2 protein-coding genes are annotated in these 22,363 nt (G+C 75.1%); both read left to right on the top strand.

From position 1 onward, the window contains the following. The first annotated feature begins 215 nt into the window (after positions 1-215). A complete protein-coding gene (locus HFV08_RS20705) occupies positions 216-14,999 on the top strand; it encodes an SDR family NAD(P)-dependent oxidoreductase (protein WP_312885761.1) in 14,784 nt (4,927 codons plus the stop codon). A 32-nt stretch (positions 15,000-15,031) separates the two neighbouring features. Continuing rightward, a partial coding sequence (locus tag HFV08_RS20700; RefSeq protein WP_168541248.1) for a type I polyketide synthase occupies positions 15,032-22,363 on the top strand: 7,332 nt, incomplete at its 3' end.

The raw sequence follows: 22,363 nt of genomic DNA, 5'->3' as shown, positions 1-22,363 counted from the left end.
GTTCTCGGGTCCACCCGTACCGGTAACCCTTGCTTGGACCCCTACCGACCCCTGCCTCCTGGTCCGGTGGATGACGATCCGGTCTCCTTTGGACAGTCTTTAGTGCCGGGGACGCGCGTCGCGGTGGCAGTCGCGGTGAATTCCCCCGGTTCTCGGCCCGCCGCAGCGGCGGATTCCCCGAGGGCGAATTCAGGAGTAACGGCGAAGGGGACATCGTGGCTGACCCGGTGAATTCACGGCAGGCGCCTCGGGCTGCGCGGACACCTGACCGGAGCACCGGACCGGTCGCCGTCGTCGGCATGGCCTGCCGCTTCCCCCAGGCGGACGGCCCCGGCGCCTACTGGCGGCTGCTCAGCGAGGGCACCGACGCCGTCACCGAGGTGCCCGAGGCGCGCCGCGCGGCCCTGCCCGAGGGCGCCGGAGGCGCGGGCGCGCGCGGCGGCTTCCTGGACCGCGTCGACGCCTTCGACGCCGCCTTCTTCGGGATCTCCCCGCGCGAGGCCGCCGCCATGGACCCCCAGCAGCGGCTCGTCCTCGAACTCGTCTGGGAGGCCCTGGAGGACGCGGGCACCCTCCCCGGCGCCCTGAAGAACTCCGCCACCGGCGTCTACGTCGGCGCCATCTGGGACGACTACGCGGCCCTCGTCAAGCGCCACGGCGACCCCGCCGTCACCCAGCACACCTTCACCGGCCTCAACCGCGGCGTCATCGCCAACCGCGTTTCCTACACCCTCGGCCTGCGCGGCCCCAGCCTCACCGTGGACACCGCGCAGTCCTCCTCCCTGGTCGCCGTCCACCTCGCCTGCCAGGCCCTGCTCTCCGGCGAGGCCGACCTCGCCCTCGCCGGAGGCGTCAACCTCCGTATCGACCCGGCGAGTTCGGAGATCACCGCCCGCTTCGGCGGGCTCTCCCCGAGCGGCCGCTGCCACACCTTCGACGAGCGGGCCGACGGCTTCGTGCGCGGCGAGGGCGGCGGCGTCGTCGTCCTCAAGCCGCTGGACGCCGCCCTCGCCGACGGCGACCGCGTGCACTGCGTGATCCTCGGCAGCGCCGTCAACCACGACGGCGCCACCGACGGACTGACCGTCCCCAGCGCCGAGGCCCAGACCGAGGTCGTACGGCACGCCCTGGCCGCCGCGGGCCAGAGCCCCGACCAGGTGCAGTACGTCGAACTGCACGGCACCGGCACCCCGGTCGGCGACCCCGTCGAGGCCGCCGCCCTCGGCGCCGCCTTCGAGGGACGCGACGCGCCGGCCCCGGTCGCCGTGGGCTCCGCGAAGACCAATATCGGCCATCTGGAGGCCGCGGCCGGGATCGCCGGGCTGGTCAAGGCCGCCCTCGCGATCCGCCACCGCGAACTGCCCCCGAGCCTGCACTTCCGCGCCGCCAACCCGGCCATCGACCTGCCCGCCCTCGGCCTGCGCGTCCAGGACCGCAGGAGCCCCTGGCCCGCCCCCGAGCAGCCGCTGATCGCCGGGGTCAGCTCCTTCGGCCTCGGCGGCGCCAACGCCCATGTCGTCCTCGGCGAGGCCCCCGCCCCGGCCGCCGCCCCCGAGCCGAAGGCCGCCACCGTCCCGGCCCGCCCCCTCCTCTTCCCCGTCTCCGGCCGCGGCGACAAGGCCCTGCGCGCCCAGGCCGCCCGGCTCGCCGCGCACCTCGCCGCCGAGCCCGGCCACCCGCCGGCCGCCCTCGCCCGCGCGCTCGCCACCACCCGTACCGCGCACAAGGACCGCGCCGTCGTCCTCGGCCACCAGCTGCCCGAGCTGCTCGCCGGGCTCGGCTCCCTCGCGGACGGCAACAGCAGCGCCCAGCTCGTCCAGGGCCGCGCCCTGCCCGGGGCCACCGCCTTCCTCTTCACCGGCCAGGGCAGCCAGCGCCCCGGCATGGGCCGCGAACTGCACGCCGCGGAACCGGAGTTCGCCCGCGCCTTCGACGAGGTCTGCGCCGCACTCGACCCGCTGCTCGACCGCCCGCTGCGCGAGATCGCCTTCGCCGCGGCGGACAGCCCCGAGGCCGCGCTGCTCGACCGCACCGCGTACACCCAGCCCGCCCTGTTCGCCTTCGAGGTCGCCCTGTACCGGCTCCTCGAACACCTCGGCGCCCGCCCCGACTTCCTCGTCGGGCACTCCATCGGCGAACTCGCCGCCGCCCATGTCGCCGGGGTGCTGAGCCTCGCCGACGCCGCCCGCCTGGTCGCGGCCCGCGGCAGGCTCATGGACGCGCTCCCCGAGGGCGGCGCCATGGCCGCCCTGGAGGCCACCGAGGAGGAACTCGCCCCGCTCCTCGACCAGCACGGCGGACGCCTGGACCTCGCCGCGGTCAACGGGCCGCGCGCGGTCGTCGTCTCCGGCGACGCCGCCGCGGTGGACGAGGCCGCCGCCCACTTCGCGGCCCAGGGCCGCAAGACCAAGCGGCTGCGCGTCAGCCACGCCTTCCACTCCGCGCACATGGACGGAATGCTCGACGCGTTCCGCAGCGTCGCCGAGGAGCTGACCTACCGGCCCGCCACCCTCCCGGTCGTCTCCAACCTCACGGGACGGCCCGTCGCGGACGAGGAGATCGGCACCGCCGACTACTGGGTGCGCCACGTCAGGGGCGCCGTCCGCTTCGCCGAGGGCATCGCCGCCCTGGAGGCCGCCGGGGTCACCCGCTACGTCGAGATCGGCCCCGACGGCGCCCTGTCCTCGATGGGCCGCGAGTGCGCCGACCCCGAATCGGCCTTCGTTCCCGTGCAGCGCGGCACCCGCACCCCCGAGACCGAGGCCCTGACCACCGCGCTCGCCCGGCTGCACACCGTCGGCGTCGACCTGGACCCGGACGCGCTCTACGGTCCCGCCGAGCCGGGCCACATCGCCCTGCCCACCTACGCCTTCCAGCGCCGCGGCCACTGGATCGACACCACCGGCACGGCCCGTCCCGCCCCGGCCGCGCCCCGGGCCGCCGCCCCCGCCCCGGAGGCGAGCGAGGAGGACCGGCCCGGCTCCGCCCTGCGCGAGCGGCTCGGGGCCCTCTCCGCCGCCGAGCAGGACCGCAGCCTGCACCGCCTGCTGCGCGAGCACATCGCCACCGTGCTGCGGCTCGACCCCACCGACGAGATCGACCTGCGCAGCACCTTCCACGAGCTGAGCTTCGACTCCTGGACCGCCGTCGAACTGCGCGACGGGCTCTCCGCCGCCACCGGCCTCGCCCTGCCGAGCAGCCTGCTCTTCGACTACCCGACCCCGCTGGCGCTCGCCGGGTATCTGCGCGAACTCGCCCTCGGCGGCGGCGAGGAGACCGCCCTCGCGCCCACCGTGTCGGCCGGCGACGAGCCCATCGCCATCGTCGCCATGAGCTGCCGCTTCCCCGGCGACGTGGACACTCCCGAGCAGCTGTGGAGCGTGCTCGCCGAGGGCCGCGACGTCATCGGCGCCTTCCCCACCGACCGCGGCTGGGACCTGGAGGGCCTCTACGACCCCGAGGGCACCCAGCCCGGCAAGCACTACGTCCGCGAGGGCGGCTTCCTCGGCGGCGCCACCCGCTTCGACCCCGCCTTCTTCGGCATCTCCCCGCGCGAGGCCACCTCCATGGACCCGCAGCAGCGGCTCCTCCTGGAGACCTCCTGGGAGGCCGTCGAACGCGCCGGGATCGACCCGGCCGCCCTGCGCGGCACCCAGACCGGCGTCTTCGTCGGCGCCACCTTCCAGGACTACGGGCCCCGCCTGCACGAGGGCACGGAGACCACCGAGGGCTATCTGATGACCGGCAGCACGCCGAGCGTCGCCTCCGGCCGCATCGCCTACACCCTCGGCCTGACCGGGCCCGCCGTCACCGTCGACACCGCCTGCTCGGCCTCCCTGGTGGCCCTGCACCTGGCCGCCCAGTCCCTGCGGCAGGGCGAGTGCTCCCTCGCCCTCGCGGGCGGCGTCACCGTCATGCCCACCCCCGGCATCTTCGTCGAACTCACCCGCCAGCGCGCCCTGTCCGCCGACGGCCGCTGCAAGTCCTTCGCCGCCTCCGCCGACGGCACCGGCTGGTCCGAGGGCGCGGGCGTCCTGCTCCTGGAGAAGCTCTCCGACGCCCGCCGCCACGGCCACCAGGTCCTCGCCGTGATCCGCGGCTCGGCCACCAACCAGGACGGCGCCTCCAACGGCCTCACCGCCCCCAACGGCCCCTCCCAGCAGCGCGTCATCCGCCAGGCCCTGGCCAACGCGGGCGTCACCGCCGACTCCGTCGACGCGGTCGAGGCGCACGGCACCGGTACGAAGCTGGGCGACCCCATCGAGGCGCACGCCCTGCTCGCCACCTACGGCACCCTGCGCGGCGAGAGCCTTCCGCTGCGCCTCGGCTCGCTGAAGTCGAACATCGGCCACACCCAGCAGGCCGCCGGGGTCGCCGGCGTCATCAAGATGGTCCTCGCCCTCCAGAACGAGACCCTGCCCCAGACCCTGCACGCCGCCGAACCCTCCCCGCACATCGACTGGTCCGCGGGCGCCGTGGAGCTCCTGAACGCGCCCGCGCCCTGGCCGCGCGGCGAGCGCCCCCGCCGGGCCGGTGTCTCCTCCTTCGGCATCAGCGGCACCAACGCCCACCTGATCCTCGAAGAGGCCCCGGCGGAGGCCGAGTCGGCCCCCGCCCCGGCTCCGGAGCAGGACCGGCCGCTGGCCTGGCTGCTCTCCGCCCGCAGCGAGGAGGGCCTGCGCGTGCAGTCCGCCCGCCTCGCCGCCTTCGCCGCCGATCAGCCCGACACCCTCGCCCTGGCCTCCGCCCTCGCCACCTCCCGCACCGCCTTCGAGTACCGCGCCGCCGCGATCGGCGACTCCCACGCCGAACTCCTCACCGCCCTGGACCGCCCGGCGGTACGCGGACTCGCCGCCCCCCGCAACAAGACGGTGTTCGTCTTCCCGGGTCAGGGTTCGCAGTGGGCGGGGATGGCGGTCGAACTCCTGGACTCCTCGCCGGTGTTCGCGGCCCGGTTCGCCGAAGTGGCGGGCGCTGTCGAGGAGTACGTGGACTGGTCGGTGGAGTCGGTCGTCCGGGGTGCGGACGAGGCCCCGTCGCTCGACCGCATCGAGATCCTTCAGCCGGTGCTGTTCACGGTGATGGTGTCGCTGGCCGCGCTGTGGCAGTCGGTCGGGGTCGTCCCGGATGCCGTTGTCGGCCACTCCCAGGGTGAGATCGCCGCTGCTGCCGTCTCCGGTGCTCTGTCCCTTGAGGATGCGGCTCAAGTGGTCGTGCTGCGTTCGCAGTTGTTCGCCGATGAGCTGGTGGGCAAGGGTGCGGTGGCGTCGGTTTCCTTGCCTGCCGCTGAGGTCGAGGCTCGTATCGCTCGCTTCAACGGTGAGGCTGAGTTGCTGTCGATCGCGGGGAACAATGGTCCGCGTTCGGTGACGGTCGCGGGTCAAGTCGCCGCTCTGGAGGAGCTGGTGGCGGAGTTGGAGGCGGAGGGTGTCCGGGCGAAGGTGATCGGTTCGACGGTCGCCTCGCACTGCGCCCAGGTGGACCCGCTGCGCGAGCGGATCCTGGACCTGCTGTCGTTCGTGCAGCCGCGCGAGGGCTCCGTCCCGCTCTACTCGACGGTCAACGGCGAGGTGCTGTCGGGTGCCGAGTTGGATGCTTCGTACTGGTTCGAGAACTGCCGTCGCCCGGTGAGCTTCGAGCCGGTCGTACGTGCCCTGATCGCCGACGGTTTCGATGTGTTCGTGGAGTCGAGTGCGCATCCGGTGCTGACGTACGGCATCAGTGAGACCTCTGACGATGTGGGTGTGGAGGTGCTCGCGCAGGGGACATTGCGGCGTCAAGAGGGCGGTCTGCGGCGGGTGTTGACCTCCTTCGCGGAGGCCTGGACCCGTGGTGTGGCCCTCGACTGGACCGCGGTGCTGCCGGAGCCGGTGCGTGATCTGGGGCCCGTGCTGCCCACCTACCCCTTCCAGCGCGAGCGCTACTGGCTGGACATGGCCGAGACCTCCGCGGCCGATGTCGGATCCGCCGGTCTCCGCGCGCCGGGGCACCCGCTGCTCGGCGCCGCCGTACGCCTCGCCGAGGGCGACCAGTACCTGCTGACCGGCCGGGTCTCCCTGAAGACGCACCCCTGGCTCGCCGACCACGGCGCCATGGGGAGCGTGCTGCTGCCGGGCACCGCCTTCGTGGAGCTGGTGGTCCGCGCCGGGGACGAGGCGGGCTGCGAGCACCTGGAGGAACTCACCCTGGAGGCACCGCTGTTGCTGCCGGAGCACTCCGGGGTGCAGCTCCAGGTCGGTGTCGGTCCCGCCGACGCCTCCGGTCGCCGCCAGGTCTCGGTGCACTCCCGGGCCGAGGACGAGGAGGCGCAGGAGAGCTGGGTGCGACACGCCCTGGGCTTCCTCGCGCCCGCCGGTACCAGCGGTCCCCGGACACTGGAGGCCTGGCCGCCCGCCGGGGCCGAGGCCTTGGACCTCGGCGACTTCTACGCCCGTACCGCCGAGGCCGGTTACGGCTACGGGCCCGCCTTCCAGGGCCTGCACAAGGCCTGGGGGAGCGGCGAGGAGATCTTCGCCGAGGTGGCGCTCGCCCCCGAACAGCGGGAGCAGGCAGGGGAGTTCGGGCTGCACCCCGCGCTTCTGGACGCCGCGCTGCACGCCGAGCAGCTGCTGCGCGCCGCACGCGGTGAGGACGCCGGGGTCCGGCTGCCCTTCGTATGGAGCGGGCTGACCCTGCACGCCGTCGGGGCCGCCGCGCTGCGGCTGCGGATGACCTCGCTCGGCACCGACACGGTCTCCCTCCTGGTGACCGACACCGAGGGCCGCCCGGTGGCCTCCGCCGACTCGCTCGTGCTGCGGCCGGTCGCCGCCGAGCAGTTCACCGGCGGGGCCGCCCGCGAGGGCCTGTACCGCGTCGAGTGGTCGCCGGTGCCCGCGGGCGGTACCGCGCCCGCCGACTGGGCCGAGATCGGCGGCAGCGCCTTCCCCGACCTGGCCGCGCTCACCGCCGCCCTGGACGAGGGCATGGCCGTGCCGCCCGTCGTGGTGGTCGCCCGCGAGCCCGAGGAGGTCGCGGACCCGGGCCTGCTCGCCGAGCGCGCCCGCGCGGCCACCGCCGGGATGCTGGCCCTCGTACAGGAGTGGCTGGCCGAGGACCGGTTCGCCGGGTCCCGGCTGGCGGTCGTCACCCGCGGGGCCATGGCCGTACGCGCCGGGGAGGACGTCACCGACCTGGTGCACGCGCCGCTGTGGGGACTGCTGCGCTCCGCCCAGTCCGAGAACCCGGACCGCTTCCTCCTCCTCGACCGCGACCCCTGGGACAGCAGCGGCGGCGATCTGCCCGCCGCGCTGGCCACCGGCGAGTCCCAGCTCGCGGTGCGCGACAAGGCGCTGCTGGTGCCGCGGCTGTCCCGCAGCGCCGGGCAGCCCGCCGCCCGCCCGCGCTGGAACCCCGAGGGCACCGTCCTGATCACCGGCGGCACCGGCACCCTCGGCGCCCTCCTCGCCCACCACCTGGTCACCGAACACGGCGTCCGCAGGCTCCTGTTGACGGGCCGCCGCGGACCCGGGGCGCCCGGCGCCGCCGCCCTGGCCGACTCGCTCGCCGCCCTGGGCGCCGAGGCCGAGGTGGTCGCCTGCGACGCCGCTGACCGCGCGGAACTGGCCGCGCTGCTCGACCGGATCCCCGAGGCCCACCCGCTCACCGGTGTCTTCCACGCGGCCGGCGTGCTCGACGACGGCATGGTCGGCGCGCTGAGCGCGCAGCGCCTCGACGCGGTGCTGCGGCCCAAGACCGACGCCGCCTGGCATCTGCACGAGCTGACCCGCGACCTCGACCTGACCGCCTTCGTGCTCTTCTCCTCCATCGCGGGCGTCTTCGGCAACCCCGGCCAGTCCAACTACGCCGCCGCCAACGCCTTCATGGACGCGCTCGCCCACCGCCGCCACGCCGAGGGGCTGCCCGCCTCCTCGCTGGCCTGGGGCCTGTGGCAGGAGGCCAGCGGTCTCCTCGCCCACCTGGAGGACGGCGACCTCGGCTGGATGAGCCGGGCCGGCATCCAGCCGCTCGCCTCCGACCACGGGCTCGCCCTCCTCGACGCCGCCCTGCGCACCCCCGGCGAGGCCCTCCTCGTACCGGTCAGCCTGAACATGGCGACCCTGCGCGGGCGCGCCGCCTCCGGACTGCTGCCCGGACTCTTCCGCCGGCTGGTGCGGGTTCCGGCCCGGCGCACCGTCGAGACGGGCGCCGCCGAGGACGGGTCCTCCGCCCTGGTCCGGCGCCTCGCCGCCCTCGGCGAGGCCGAGCAGGAGCGCGAACTCACCGATCTGGTACGGGAGTCGGTGGCCGCCGTGCTCGGCCACGGCGACCCCGCGGCGATCAGCGCGGACCGGGCCTTCAAGGCGCTCGGCTTCGACTCGCTCACCGCGGTCGAGCTGCGCAACCAGCTCGGCGCCGCCACCGGCATCCGGCTGCCCGCCACCCTGATCTTCGACCACCCCACGCTGACCGCGGCCGCCCGCTTCCTGCGCGGCGAACTCCTCGGCGCCGAGGCCGCGGCGCCCGCCGAGCTGCCGGACACCCCGGTGCAGGGCGGCACCGGCGAGCCGATCGCGATCGTCGCCATGGCCTGCCGCTACCCGGGCGGCGTCGCCTCGCCCGAGGACCTGTGGGAGCTGGTCGCCGAGGGCCGGGACGCCGTCTCCGGCTTCCCCACCGACCGCGGCTGGGACCTGGACACCCTCTTCGACCAGGACCCCGAGAAGCTCGGCACCAGCTATGCCCGCGAGGGCGGATTCCTGTACCAAGCCGGGGACTTCGACCCCGAGCTGTTCGGGATCTCCCCGCGCGAGGCGCTGGCGATGGACCCGCAGCAGCGGCTCCTCCTGGAGACCTCCTGGGAGCTCTTCGAGCGCGCCGGGCTCGGTCTGGACGCCGTACGCGGCAGCCGCACCGGTGTCTTCGCGGGCGCCATGCACCACGACTACGCCTTCCGGGTGGAGGAGAACGCCCAGCGGGTGGAGGGCTACGGCCTCACCGGCACCCAGGGCAGCGTGGTCTCCGGCCGCGTCTCCTACGCCTTCGGACTCCAGGGCCCCGCGGTCACCGTGGACACCGCCTGCTCCTCCTCGCTGGTCGCCATGCACCTGGCCGCGCAGTCGCTGCGGCAGGGCGAGTGCCAGATGGCGCTCGCCGGGGGCGTCGCCGTGATGGCGACCCCCGGGGTGTTCGTCGAGTTCAGCCGCCAGCGGGGCATGGCCGCCGACGGGCGCTGCAAGTCCTTCGCCGCCGACGCGGACGGCACCGGCTGGGCGGAGGGCGTCGGCCTGGTCCTGCTCGAACGCCTCTCCGACGCCCGCCGCAACGGCCACCAGGTCCTCGCCGTGCTGCGCGGCTCGGCCACCAACCAGGACGGCGCCTCCAACGGCCTCACCGCGCCCAACGGCCCGGCCCAGCAGCGCGTCATCCGGCAGGCCCTCGCCAACGCCCGCCTCGGCGCGGACGAGGTCGACGCGGTGGAGGCGCACGGCACCGGCACCACCCTCGGCGACCCCATCGAGGCGGGGGCCCTGCTCGCCACCTACGGCAAGGAGCGCGCGGGGAAGTCCCCGCTGTGGCTCGGCTCGCTGAAGTCGAACATCGGCCACGCCCAGGCCGCCGCCGGTGTCGCCGGGGTCATCAAGATGGTGCAGGCCATGCGGCACGGGAAGCTCCCGCGCACCCTGCACGCCGAGGTGCCCACCCCCGAGGTCGACTGGGAGTCCGGCGCCGTGCGGCTCCTGGACGAGGGCGTCGACTGGCCCGAGACCGGCCGCCCGCGCCGCTCCGCCGTCTCCTCCTTCGGCATCAGCGGCACCAACGCCCATGTGGTCCTCGAAGAGGCCCCGGCGGCCCCCGCCGCCGAGACCCCCGCCGCCGGAACCGGGTCCGGAACCGAGGCCGGGCTCGTCGCCTGGCCGCTCTCCGCCCGCGGCGAGCGCGCCCTGCGCGGCCAGGCCGGGCGGCTCGCCGACTGGGCGGACACGGGCCCCGGTCTGTCCGCCACCGCCTCGGCGCTGGTGCACCGGCGCTCCGCCCTGGAGCACCGCGCCGTGGTCACCGCCGACTCGCCGGCGGGCCAGCTCGCCGCGCTGCGCGCGCTCGCCGCCGGTGAGGAGGCGCCGGGCCTGCGGCAGGGCCAACTCCCCGCGACCCAGGGGCGGCTGGCCTTCCTCTTCTCCGGCCAGGGCGCCCAGCGTGCCGGGATGGGCCGCGAACTGTACGCCGCCGAGCCGGTGTTCGCCGCCGCCTTCGACGAGGTCTGCGCCGCCTTCGGCGAGGACCTGCGGGAGCGGATCTTCACCGCCCGGCAGGAGGAACTCGACCGCACCGGCACCACCCAGCCCGCCCTCTTCGCCATCGAGGTCGCGCTCTTCCGCCTGGTCGAATCCCTGGGCGTACGGCCCGACTTCGTGGCCGGGCACTCCATCGGTGAGCTGGCCGCCGCCCATGTCGCGGGCGTGCTCCCGCTGCCGGACGCCTGCCGTCTGGTCGCCGCGCGCGGGCAGCTGATGGAGGCGCTGCCCGAGGGCGGCGCGATGGTCTCGGTGCGCGCCACCGAGGACGAAGTACGCGTGCATCTCGCGGAGTTCACCGGCCGGGTGGACGTGGCCGCGGTCAACGGCCCCGAGTCCGTGGTCCTCTCCGGTGAGGAGGCGGCGGTCGAGGAGATCGCCGGACGCCTCGCCGAGGCGGGCCGCAAGACCCGGCGGCTGCGCGTCTCGCACGCCTTCCACTCCCCGCTGATGGAACCCATGCTGGACGCGTTCCGGCGGGTGGCCGAGGAGTTGACGTACCAGGAGCCCTCGGTGCCCGTGGTCTCGAATCTGACGGGTGAACAGGTCACCGCCTTCGACGCGGCGTACTGGGTGGAGCATGTGCGCCGCGCGGTCCGCTTCGCCGATGGCATCGGCTTCCTCGCCTCCCGCGGCGTGACCCGCTTCGTCGAGCTGGGCCCCGACGGTGTGCTCACCGCGATGGCGCAGGAGACCCTGACGGACCCCGAGACCCTGCTGCTGCCCGTCCTGCGCAAGGACCGCCCGGAGCCGGAGGCCTTCCTCGACGCCCTCGCCCAGGCCTGGACCCGCGGCGTGGACATCGACTGGTCCGCCCGCTACGGGCCGGAGCAGAGCATCGGGGTCAGCCTGCCGACGTACGCCTTCCAGCACGAGCGGTACTGGCTGGCGCCGGTCGCCGGGGCCTCGGACGCCGCCGGACTGGGGCTGGCCGCCGCCGGGCACCCGCTGCTCGGCGCCGCCGTGCACCTCGCGGACGGCCAGGGCCTGGTGCTCACCGGCCGCGTCTCGGCGGGGACCCGGCCCTGGCTCGTCGACCACGCGGTCGGCGGCAGCGTGCTCCTGCCGGGCACCGCCTTCGTCGGCCTCGCGCTGCGCGCGGGGGAGGAGGCCGGCCTCGGCCGCCTGGCCGAACTCACCCTGGAGGCACCGCTGGTGCTGCCCGCGCAGGGCGCCGTACAGCTCCAGGTCGTGGTCGGCACAGGGCCCGAGGGGGAGGAGGCCGACACCCGCAGTGTCGAGATCCACGCCCGCCCCGAGAACGGGCAGGGCACCTGGACCCGGCACGCCAGCGGCACCCTCGCCCCGCAGGCCCCGGCCCCGGCCCCGGCCGCCGAGCCCGCCGCCTGGCCGCCCGCGGGCGCCGAGGCGGTCCCGCTGGACGGCTTCTACGAGCGGCTCGCCGACTCCGGCTACGGCTACGGCCCCGCCTTCCAGGGCCTGAAGGCGGCCTGGCGGGACGGCGAAGAGCTCTGCGCGGAGGTGGCCCTCGCCCCCGAACAGCAGGAGGAGGCGGCCGAGTTCGGGCTGCACCCCGCGCTGCTCGACGCCGCCCTGCACCCCGTGCTGCTCGGCCTCGCCGAGTCCGGCGCGGGGGAGGTGAAGCTGCCCTTCGCCTGGAGCGGGGTCAGCCTGTACGCCGAGGGCGCGAGCGCCCTGCGGGTGCGGATGAGCGGCGCCGCCGAGGGCAGTGTCTCGGTCACGCTCACCGACACCGCCGGACTGCCGGTCGCCGAGATCGACTCGCTGACCCTGCTGCCGGTGCCCGCCGGGCAGTTGGGGGCCGCTCCCGCGCAGGAGGGCCTCTTCCGCCTCGACTGGACGCAGGTCACGGCCGACCACGAGCCCGAGCGCGACTGGGCGGTACTCGGCGAGCGGCTGCCCGCCGCGCACCGCACCGACGGCTCGCCCGTCTACGCCGATGTGGCGGAACTCCTCGCGGCGGCCCGCGGCGAGGCCGGCGCCCCCGCGGCCGTACTGCTGCCGGTGCCCCGCGCGCAGAACGGCGTCACCGCCGAGGCGGTCCACTCCGAGAGCGCGCGCCTGCTCGCCGTCCTCCAGGCCTGGCTCGCCGAGGAACTCCTCGAAGGCACCAAGCTCGTCGTCCTGACCCACGGTGCCGTCGCCGCCCGACACGGCGAGGACGTCGGCGACTTGACGCACGCCGCGCTCTGGGGTCTGGTGCGCAGCGCGCAGACCGAGAACCCGGGCCGCTTCGTCCTGGTCGACACCGACCTGAGCGTGGCGGGCGCCGCCGAAAGCACCGAGAACACCGCCGAGGACCTGTCCGTGCTCGCGGCGGTCGCCACCGGGGAGGACCAGATCGCGGTCCGCGAGGGCCGCTTCCTCACCCCGAGGCTGGCCCGCGGCGGCAGCGGCGAACTCCTCACCCCGCCCGCGGACGCCCCGAGTTGGCGCCTGGACACCACCGGCGGCGGCACCCTGGAGAGCCTGTCCCTGGTGCCGCACGAGGAGGCCCTGCGGCCGCTCGCCGCGGGCGAGGTCCGCGTCTCGGTACGGGCCACCGGACTCAACTTCCGCGATGTCCTGATGGCGCTCGGCATGTACCCGGACAAGATCGTGCTCGGCAGCGAGGCCGCCGGTGTGGTCACCGAGACCGGCCCCGGGGTGAGCCGACTCGCCGTGGGCGACCGGGTGATGGGCATGATCCCGCACTCCTTCGGCCAACTCGCCGTCGCCGACGCCCGGATGCTCGCCCCGATGCCGGGCGGCTGGTCCTTCGAGCAGGCCGCCTCGGTACCCGCGGTCTTCCTCACCGCCTACTACGCACTGGTCGACCTCGCCGAACTCGGCGCGGAGGAACGCGTGTTGATCCACGCGGCGGCGGGCGGCGTCGGCATGGCCGCGGTACAGCTGGCCCGCCACCTGGGCGCAGAGGTCTTCGGCACCGCCAGCGAGGGCAAGTGGGACACCCTGCGCGACCTGATGGGCTTCGGCGGCGCGCACTACGGATCCTCCCGCTCCAGCACCTTCGAGGAGCGCTTCCGCACCGCCACCGGCGGCGCGGGCATGGACGTGGTCCTGGACTGCCTGGCCGGTGAACTGGTGGACGCCTCCATGCGGTTGCTGCCGCGCGGCGGACGCTTCGTCGAGATGGGCAAGACCGACATCCGCGAGCCCGAGCAGGTCGCCCGCGACTACCCGGGCGTCCGCTACCAGGCCTTCGATTTGATGGAGGCCGGTCCGGACCGTATCGGGGAGATGCTGGCGGAGCTTGCGCGGTTGTTCGAGGCGGGGGTGCTGAAGCCGCTGCCGGTGCGGTCGTGGGACATCCGTCGTGCGGGTGAGGCGTTCCGGTTCATGTCGCAGGCGCGGCATGTGGGCAAGATCGTGCTGACGGTTCCGCAGGTCTGGGATCCGTCGGGGACGGTGCTTGTGACCGGTGGTACGGGCACGTTGGGTGCGCTGGTGGCCCGGCACCTGGTGGCCGAGCACGGTGTGCGGCATCTGGTGCTGGCGGCGCGTCGTGGTCCTGAGGCGCCGGGTGCGGCCGAACTCGTGGCGGAACTGTGCGAGTTGGGTGCGCAGGCCGAAGTGGTGGCCTGCGACGCGGGCGACCGCGGGCAGTTGGCGAAGCTGCTCGACGGGATCGACGCGGCGCGCCCGCTGCGTGCGGTCGTCCACACCGCAGGAGTCCTCGACGACGGAATCCTCGCCGCCCAGAGCCCCGAACGCCTCTCCCGCGTCCTGCGCCCGAAGGCCGACGCCGCCTGGCATCTGCACGAGCTGACCCGCGACCTGGACCTGACCGCCTTCGTCCTCTACTCCTCGGCCGCCGGAGTCCTCGGCAACGCCGGGCAGTCCAACTACGCGGCGGGCAACACCTTCCTGGACGCCCTCGCCGCGCACCGCCGCGCCCAGGGGCTGCCGGGCGTCTCGCTCGCCTGGGGCCACTGGGCCCAGTCCAGCGAGATGACCGCGGGGCTCGGCTCCGCCGACCTCGCTCGGCTCGGCCGCTCCGGCTTCCTGCCGATGTCCGACGCGGAGGGCCTGCGGCTCTTCGACGCCGCGGTGGCCGGGGACGAGGCGCTGCTCGCGCCCGTACCGCTCGACCTCGCCGCCCTCAGGGCCCGCGGACGTACCGGCGAACTCCCCGGTGTCTTCCGGGGGTTGGTGCGTACGACGGTACGGCGGACGGTCTCGGCCGCCGCCGCGGGCGCGACCGAGATCCCGCTCGCCGAGCGGCTCGCGGCGCTGCCGGAGGGCGAACGCGAGCACCTGCTCCTGGAGTTGGTGCGCGCCGATGTCGCCGCTGTCCTCGGGCACGGCGCGCCCGCCGCGATCGGCGCCGACCGCACCTTCAAGGAGCTGGGCTTCGACTCGCTGACCGCCGTCGAGTTCCGCAACCGGCTCGGCGCGGCCACCGGCCTGCGGCTGCCTCCGACGCTCATCTTCGACTATCCGACCACCGTCACCCTCGCCGGTCATCTGCTCGGCGAACTGGTGCCGGCGGCCGCCCCGGACACCCCGGCCGACCTCCTCGGCGAACTCCAGCGGTTCGAGAACGCCGTCCTCGGCGCCGACCCCGCCGACGGGGAGCACCAGGAGGTCACCGCCCGCCTGGAGGAGCTGCTCCAGCGGTGGAAGGCCGCCGCACCCGCCGAGGAGCCCGTACCGGGGAGCGAGGCAGGCGCCGCCGAGCGGCTCGAATCCGCCTCCGCGGACGAGGTACTCGACTTCATCCAGAACGAACTCGGGCTCTCCTGACCCGGCAAGCCGAAAACGGAAGGACGCGCCGCATGGCGAACGAGGACAAGCTTGTCGAGTCCCTCAAGCGGGTTGCCGCCGAACTGCACGACACCCGGCAGCGCCTCACCGAGGCCGAGAACCGCACCGGCGAGCCCATCGCCCTGGTCGGCATGGCCTGCCGCTACCCCGGCGGGGTGCGCTCGCCCGAGGACCTGTGGGAGCTGGTCTCCGAGGGCCGGGACGCCATCTCCGGCTTCCCCGACGACCGCGGCTGGGACCTGGAGCGGCTCTACCACCCGGACCCGGACAACCCGGGCACCGCCTACACCCGCTCCGGCGGCTTCCTCCACGACGCCACCGACTTCGACCCCGGCCTCTTCGGGATCTCCCCGCGCGAGGCCCTCGCCATGGACCCGCAGCAGCGGATCCTGATGGAGACCTCCTGGGAGGCCCTGGAGCGCGCGGGCCTGGACCCGCTCTCCCTCAAGGGCAGCCAGACCGGCGTCTACGTGGGCGCCGCGACCCCGGCCTACATCGTCGGCGGCCACACCCAGCAGGGCGCCGAGGGCTACTCCCTGACCGGCACCTCCGGCAGCGTGGTCTCCGGGCGGCTGTCCTACCACTACGGATTCGAGGGCCCGGCGGTCACCGTCGACACGGCCTGCTCCTCCTCCCTGGTCGCCCTGCACTGGGCCTGCCAGGCGCTGCGCGCGGGCGAGTGCTCGATGGCGCTCGCGGGCGGCGTCAGCGTGATGTCCGTCCCCGGACTGTTCGTCGAGTTCAGCCGCCAGCGCGGGCTCTCCGAGGACGGCCGCTGCAAGGCCTTCGCCCAGTGCGCGGACGGCACCGGCTGGGGCGAGGGCGTCGGCGTCCTCGTCCTGGAACGCCTCTCCGACGCCCGCCGCAACGGCCACCGGGTGCTCGCGGTGGTCCGCGGCTCGGCCACCAACCAGGACGGCGCCTCCAACGGCCTCGCCGCCCCCAACGGCCCCTCCCAGCAGCGCGTCATCCGCCAGGCCCTCGCGCACGCGCGGCTGCGGCCCCGCGACGTCGACGTGGTCGAGGCGCACGGCACCGGCACCACCCTCGGCGACCCCATCGAGGCGCAGGCCGTCCTCGCCACCTACGGCAAGGAGCGCCCGGCGGAGCAGCCGCTGTGGCTCGGCTCCCTGAAGACCAACATCGGGCACACCGCGGCGGCGGCCGGTATCGCGGGCGTCATCAAGATGACCATGGCCCTGCGCAAGGGCGTGCTGCCCAAGACCCTGCACATCGACGCGCCCACCCCGCACGTCGACTGGTCCGCGGGCGCGGTGGAACTCCTCACCGACAACCAGGACTGGCCCGCCCTCGACCGGCCCCGGCGCGCCGCCGTCTCCGCCTTCGGCATCAGCGGCACCAATGCCCACCTCATCCTCGAACAGGCCGCCGAGGCCGACGAGCGGCGGCCCGCGCCCGAGGCGCCCGCGCTGCCGCCCTTCGCCGCGGACACCGCGGTGGCCTGGCCGCTCGCCGGGCACAGCACCGAGGCCGTCCGCGGCCAGGCCGCCCGCGTCCACGCCCATGGCACCGCCCACCCCGAGACCACGGCGGCCGCCCTCGGGCTCGGCCTCGCCACCACCCGCTCCCCGCTCCCGTACCGCGCGGTCTCGCTCGGCGCGGCCAGCGGCGAGCACCTCGACACCCTGCGGCGCCTCGCCGACGGGCAGAGCGCCGCCCACCTCGTCGAGGGCCTCGCCGACATCGAGGGCAAGACCACCTTCGTCTTCCCCGGCCAGGGCTCCCAGTGGCCGGGCATGGCCGTCGAACTCCTCGACAGCTCACCGGCGTTCGCCGCCCGGATGGCCGAGTGCGACAAGGCGCTCGCCCCCTACGCCGACTGGCGCCTGCTCGAGGTGCTGCGCGGTGCCGAGGGCGCGCCCGGCTTCGACCGGGTCGACGTCGTCCAGCCCGTGCTGTGGGCCGTGATGGTCTCCCTCGCCGCCCTGTGGCGCGCCTGCGGGGTCGAGCCCGACGCGGTCGTCGGCCACTCCCAGGGCGAGATCGCCGCGGCCGTGGTCGCCGGCGCCCTCTCCCTGGAGGACGGCGCCAAGGTCTCCGCGCTGCGCGCCAAGGCCCTGCTCGCGCTCGCGGGCAAGGGCGGCATGATGTCCGTCGCCGAACCGGCCGAGGCGGTACGCGCCCGGCTCACCGCCTTCGGCGCGCGCATCTCGCTGGCCGCGGTCAACGGCCCCTCCTCCACCGTGGTCTCCGGCGAGCCCGAGGCCCTGGCCGAACTCCGCGCCGCCTGCGAGGCGGACGGCGTCCGCGCCCGCCTGGTCAACGTGGACTACGCCTCCCACGGGCCCCAGGTCGAGTCCATCCGCACGGCCGTGCTCGGCGCCCTCGCAGGCATCACCCCGCGCAAGGCCACCGTGCCCTTCCTGTCCACCGTGACCGGAAAGGCCGCCGAGGGCACCGAACTCGACGCCGAGTACTGGTACACCAACCTGCGCGGCACCGTCCGCTTCGAGGACGGCATCCGCGCCCTCCTGGAGCGCGGCCACGGCTTCTTCCTGGAGGCCAGCGCGCACCCCGTGCTCACCGTCGGCGTCCAGGAGACCATCGAGGCCAGCGGCCTGCCCGCGGTCGCCCTCGGCACCCTGCGCCGCGAGGAGGGCGGCCCGCGCCGCTTCCTCGCCTCCCTCGCCGAGGCCTGGGTGCGCGGCCGTACCCCCGACTGGTCCGCCGTCTTCTCCGGCCACGCGGTCACCGCCCCCGAACTGCCCACCTACGCCTTCCAGCGCAAGCGCTACTGGGCCGACCCGGTGGGCGCCGCCGCGGGCGATGTCGCCGCCGCCGGTCTGGGCGCGGTCGACCACCCGCTGCTCGGCGCCACCGTACGGGTCGCCGACGGCGACGAGTTCCTGCTCACCGGGCGGCTCTCGCTGCAGAGCCACCCCTGGCTCGCCGACCACGCCGTCAGCGGCACCGTCCTGCTGCCGGGCACCGCCTTCGTCGAACTCGCCCTGCGCGCCGGAGACGAGGCGGGCTGCGCCCAGCTGTCCGAACTGACCCTGGAAGCACCCCTGCTGCTGCCCGCCCAGGGCGGGGTGCAGATCCAGCTCGTGGTCGGGGAGCCCAAGGAGGACGGCAGGCGCAGCCTCGGCATCTACGCCCGGCCCGCCGAGGACGACCAGCCGGACACCCCCTGGACCCGGCACGCCGTCGGCTTCCTCACCCCCGAGCCGCCCGCCGCCGCCCCCGCGCCGCTCACCGTCTGGCCGCCCGCGGGAGCCGAGCCGCTCGCCCTCGGCGACTTCTACACCCGCGCCACCGAGTCCGGCTACGGCTACGGCCCCGTCTTCCAGGGCCTGAAGGCCGCCTGGCAGCTCGGCGGCGAGACCTGGGCCGAGGTCGCCCTGCCCGAGCAACAGCGCGAGGAAGCCGAGGAGTTCGGCCTGCACCCGGCCCTGCTCGACGCCGCCCTGCACGCCGCCCTGCTCGGCGCCGACGAGGCGGCGGCGGACGGCGTCCGGCTGCCCTTCGCCTGGAGCGGGGTCGGTCTGCGCGCGGTCGGCGCCGCCTCCCTGCGGGTACGCCTCGCCCCCACCGCCGACGGCCAACTCTCCGTCAGCCTCTACGACTCCACCGGCGCACCCCTCGCCGAGGTCGCCGCCCTCGGCCTGCTGCCGGTCTCCGCGGAGCAACTGCGCGGCACCACCGGCGCCGAGAGCCTGCACCGCGTCGAGTGGACCACCCAAGCCCCCGGCACCGAGGCCGCCCCGGACCCCGACCGGCGCGAACTGGGCGCGCTGCGGGCCGCGTTGGACGCCGGTGAAGCGGCCCCGGCGCACGTCCTGGTGGAGCTCACCCCCGAGGACGGCGCCAACTCCCCGGCCCTCGCTGCCCACACGGCCACCCGCCGGACGCTCGCCCTGCTGCGCGACTGGTTCGCCGAGGAGCGCCTCGCCGCCTCCCGCCTGGTGCTGCTCACCCGGGGCGCCGTCCGTACCGCCCCCGGCGAGGGCCCCGCCGACCTGGCGCTCGCGGCCGTACGCGGCCTCGTCCACTCGGCGCAGACCGAGAACCCGGACCGCGTCCAGCTCCTCGACACCGACGGCACCGAGGCCTCCGCCGCCGTACTCCACCGGGCCCTGCTCAGCGAGGAACCCGAACTCGCCCTGCGCGAAGGGGAGTTCCGCGCCCCCCGGCTGGTGCGCACCGCGCCGGGAGGCGAGGGCTCCGCGTGGGACCCCGAGGGCACCGTCCTGATCACCGGCGGCACGGGAGCGCTCGGCGCCCTCCTCGCCCGCCACCTGGTCACCCGGCACGGCGTGCGGCACCTGCTGCTCACCGGGCGCCGCGGACTCGACACCCCCGGCGCCGCCGAACTCGTCGCGGAACTGGCCGAGTCGGGTGCCCGGGCCGCTGTGGCCGCCTGCGACGCCGCCGACCGGGAACAGCTCGCCTCGCTCCTCGCGACCGTGCCCGCCGACCGCCCGCTGCGCGCCGTCGTGCACGCCGCCGGGGTCCTCGACGACGCCACCACGGCCACCCTCACCGAGGAGCAGCTGACACGGGTGCTGCGGCCCAAGGCCGACGCCGCCTGGCATCTGCACGAGCTGACCCGCGACCTCGACCTGACCGCCTTCGTGTTGTTCTCCTCCGCCGCGGGCGCCTTCGGCAACCCCGGCCAGGGCAACTACGCCGCCGCCAACTCCTTCCTCGACGCGCTCGCCGACCACCGCCGCGCCGAGGGCCTGCCCGCCGTCTCCCTCGCCTACGGGCTGTGGCAGAGCGAGGGCATGCCCGGACACCTCGACAGCGCCGAACTCGGCTGGTCGGCACGGGCCGGATACCTCCCGCTCCGCCCCGAGCAGGGCCTCGCCGCCCTGGACGCGGCCGACTCCCACCGCGGCGAGCCCCTGCTCGTCACGGTCCCGCTCGACAGGGCCGTACTGCGCGCCCGCGCCGCCTCCGGGGTGCTGCCGCACCTCTTCCGCTCCCTGGTACGGGTGCCGTCCCGCCGCGCCGTGGAGAACGGCGCCCAGGGCACCGGATCCGCCCTCGCCGACCGCCTCGCCACCCTCGAACCCGAGGCCCGGCAAGCCGAACTCCTCGGCCTCGTACGGGGATTGGTCGCCGCCGTGCTCGGCCACGACGAGCCGGAGGCGATCGAGCCGGACAAGGCCTTCAAGGAACTCGGCTTCGACTCGCTGACCGCCGTCGAGCTGCGCAACCGCCTCGCCGCCGCGACCGGCCTGAAGCTCCCGGCCACCCTGGTCTTCGACCACCCGAGCCCCGGCGCCCTCGCCCGCCACCTGCTCACCGCGCTCCTCGCCACCGGGGGCCCCGCCGCCTCCGCCCCGGCGGCCACCGCCACCGGCAGCGACGAACCGATCGCGATCGTCTCCATGGCCTGCCGCTACCCCGGCGGGGTCAGCACCCCCGAGGAGCTCTGGCAGCTGGTCGCCGAGGGCCGGGACGCCGTCTCCGGCTTCCCCGAGGACCGCGGCTGGGACCTGGAGGGCCTCTACGACCCGGAGGGCAACCGCCCCGGCAGCTCCTACACCCGCAGCGGCGGATTCCTCTACGACGCCGCCGACTTCGACCCCGAGCTGTTCGGGATCTCGCCGCGCGAGGCCGTCACCATGGACCCGCAGCAGCGCCTCCTCCTGGAGACCACCTGGGAGGCCTTCGAGCGCGCCGGTCTCGACCCGCTCGGCCTCCAGGGCAGCAGGACCGGTGTCTTCGCGGGCGTGATGTACCACGACTACGCCTCGCACGTGGAACAGGCCGCCGACAGCGCCGAGGGCTATCTGCTCACCGGCACCTCCGGCAGCGTCATCTCCGGCCGCCTCTCCTACGCCTTCGGACTCGAAGGCCCCTCGGTCAGCGTCGACACCGCCTGCTCGTCCTCGCTGGTCGCCATGCACCTCGCCGCGCAGGCGCTGCGCGCGGGGGAGTGCAGCCTCGCCCTCGCCGGGGGCGTCACCGTGATGGCCACCCCGAATGTCTTCGTGGAGTTCAGCCGCCAGCGCGGACTCTCCTCCGACGGGCGCTGCAAGTCCTTCTCCGCCACCGCGGACGGCACCGGCTGGGCCGAGGGCGCGGGCGTCCTCCTCCTGGAGCGCCTCTCCGACGCCGAGCGCAACGGCCACCGGGTGCTCGCGGTGATGCGCGGCTCCGCCGTCAACCAGGACGGCGCCTCCAACGGCCTCACCGCCCCCAACGGCCCCTCCCAGCAGCGCGTCATCGAGCAGGCGCTGGCCGGCGCACGGCTCACCCCCGCCGAGGTGGACGCGGTCGAGGCGCACGGCACCGGCACCACCCTGGGCGACCCCATCGAGGCGCAGGCGCTGCTCGCCACCTACGGGCAGCAGCGCGAGGGCGACCGGCCGCTGTGGCTCGGCTCCATCAAGTCGAACATGGGCCACGCCCAGGCCGCCGCGGGCGTGGCGGGCGTCATCAAGATGGTGCAGGCCATGCGGCACGGCATCCTGCCGAAGACGCTGCACGCCGAGGAGCCCTCCCCGCACATCGACTGGTCCGAGGGCGCGGTCGCCCTCCTCACCGAGGCCACCCCCTGGCCCGAGACCGGCCGCCCGCGCCGCGTCGGCGTCTCCTCCTTCGGCGCCAGCGGCACCAACGCCCATGTCGTCCTGGAGGCCGCCCCGGAGCCCGCCGAGACTGCGGAAACGGCCGAGGACTCCGCCGCGGGCCCCTACCTCTGGCCGCTCTCCGGCCGGGGCGAGTCCGCCCTGCGCGCCCAGGCGGCACGACTGCACGCCCACGTCAGCGCCCGGCCCGCACTCCGCCCGGCCGATGTGGCGCTCTCCCTCACGACCGGCCGCCCCGCCCTCGAACACCGGGCCGCCGTCACCGCCGCCGACCGCGAGGGCCTGCTCACCGCCCTCGCCGCCCTCGCCGAGGGCACCCGCGCCCCCGGCCTCACCCAGTCCTCCCCCCGCGGCGGCAAGCTCGCCTTCCTGTTCTCGGGTCAGGGTGCGCAACGCCTGGGTATGGGGCGGGAGTTGTACGCGGCGCAGCCGGTCTTTGCGGCTGCTTTGGATGAGGTGTGCGCCGGTTTCGGTGCGGATTTCCGGGAGCGTGTGTTCGCTGCTGAGGGTGGGGAGTTGGACCGTACGGGTCTGACGCAGCCCGCGCTGTTCGCCGTCGAGGTGGCGTTGTTCCGTCTGGTGGAGTCCTTCGGTGTACGTGCGGACTTCCTGGCGGGTCATTCCATCGGTGAGTTGGCGGCGGCTCATGTCGCGGGTGTGCTGTCCCTGGAGGATGCCTGCGCGTTGGTGGCTGCTCGTGGTCGGTTGATGGAGGCGTTGCCTGAGGGTGGCGCGATGGTCTCCGTGCGGGCGGCTGAGGTGGAAGTCCGGTCGCGTATC

The sequence above is a fragment of the Streptomyces physcomitrii genome (assembly GCF_012273655.1).
Taxonomy (GTDB): Bacteria; Actinomycetota; Actinomycetes; order Streptomycetales; family Streptomycetaceae; genus Streptomyces; species Streptomyces physcomitrii.
Note: the sequence above shows the minus strand (reverse complement) of the source record. Positions and strands in the feature narration are given on the sequence as shown.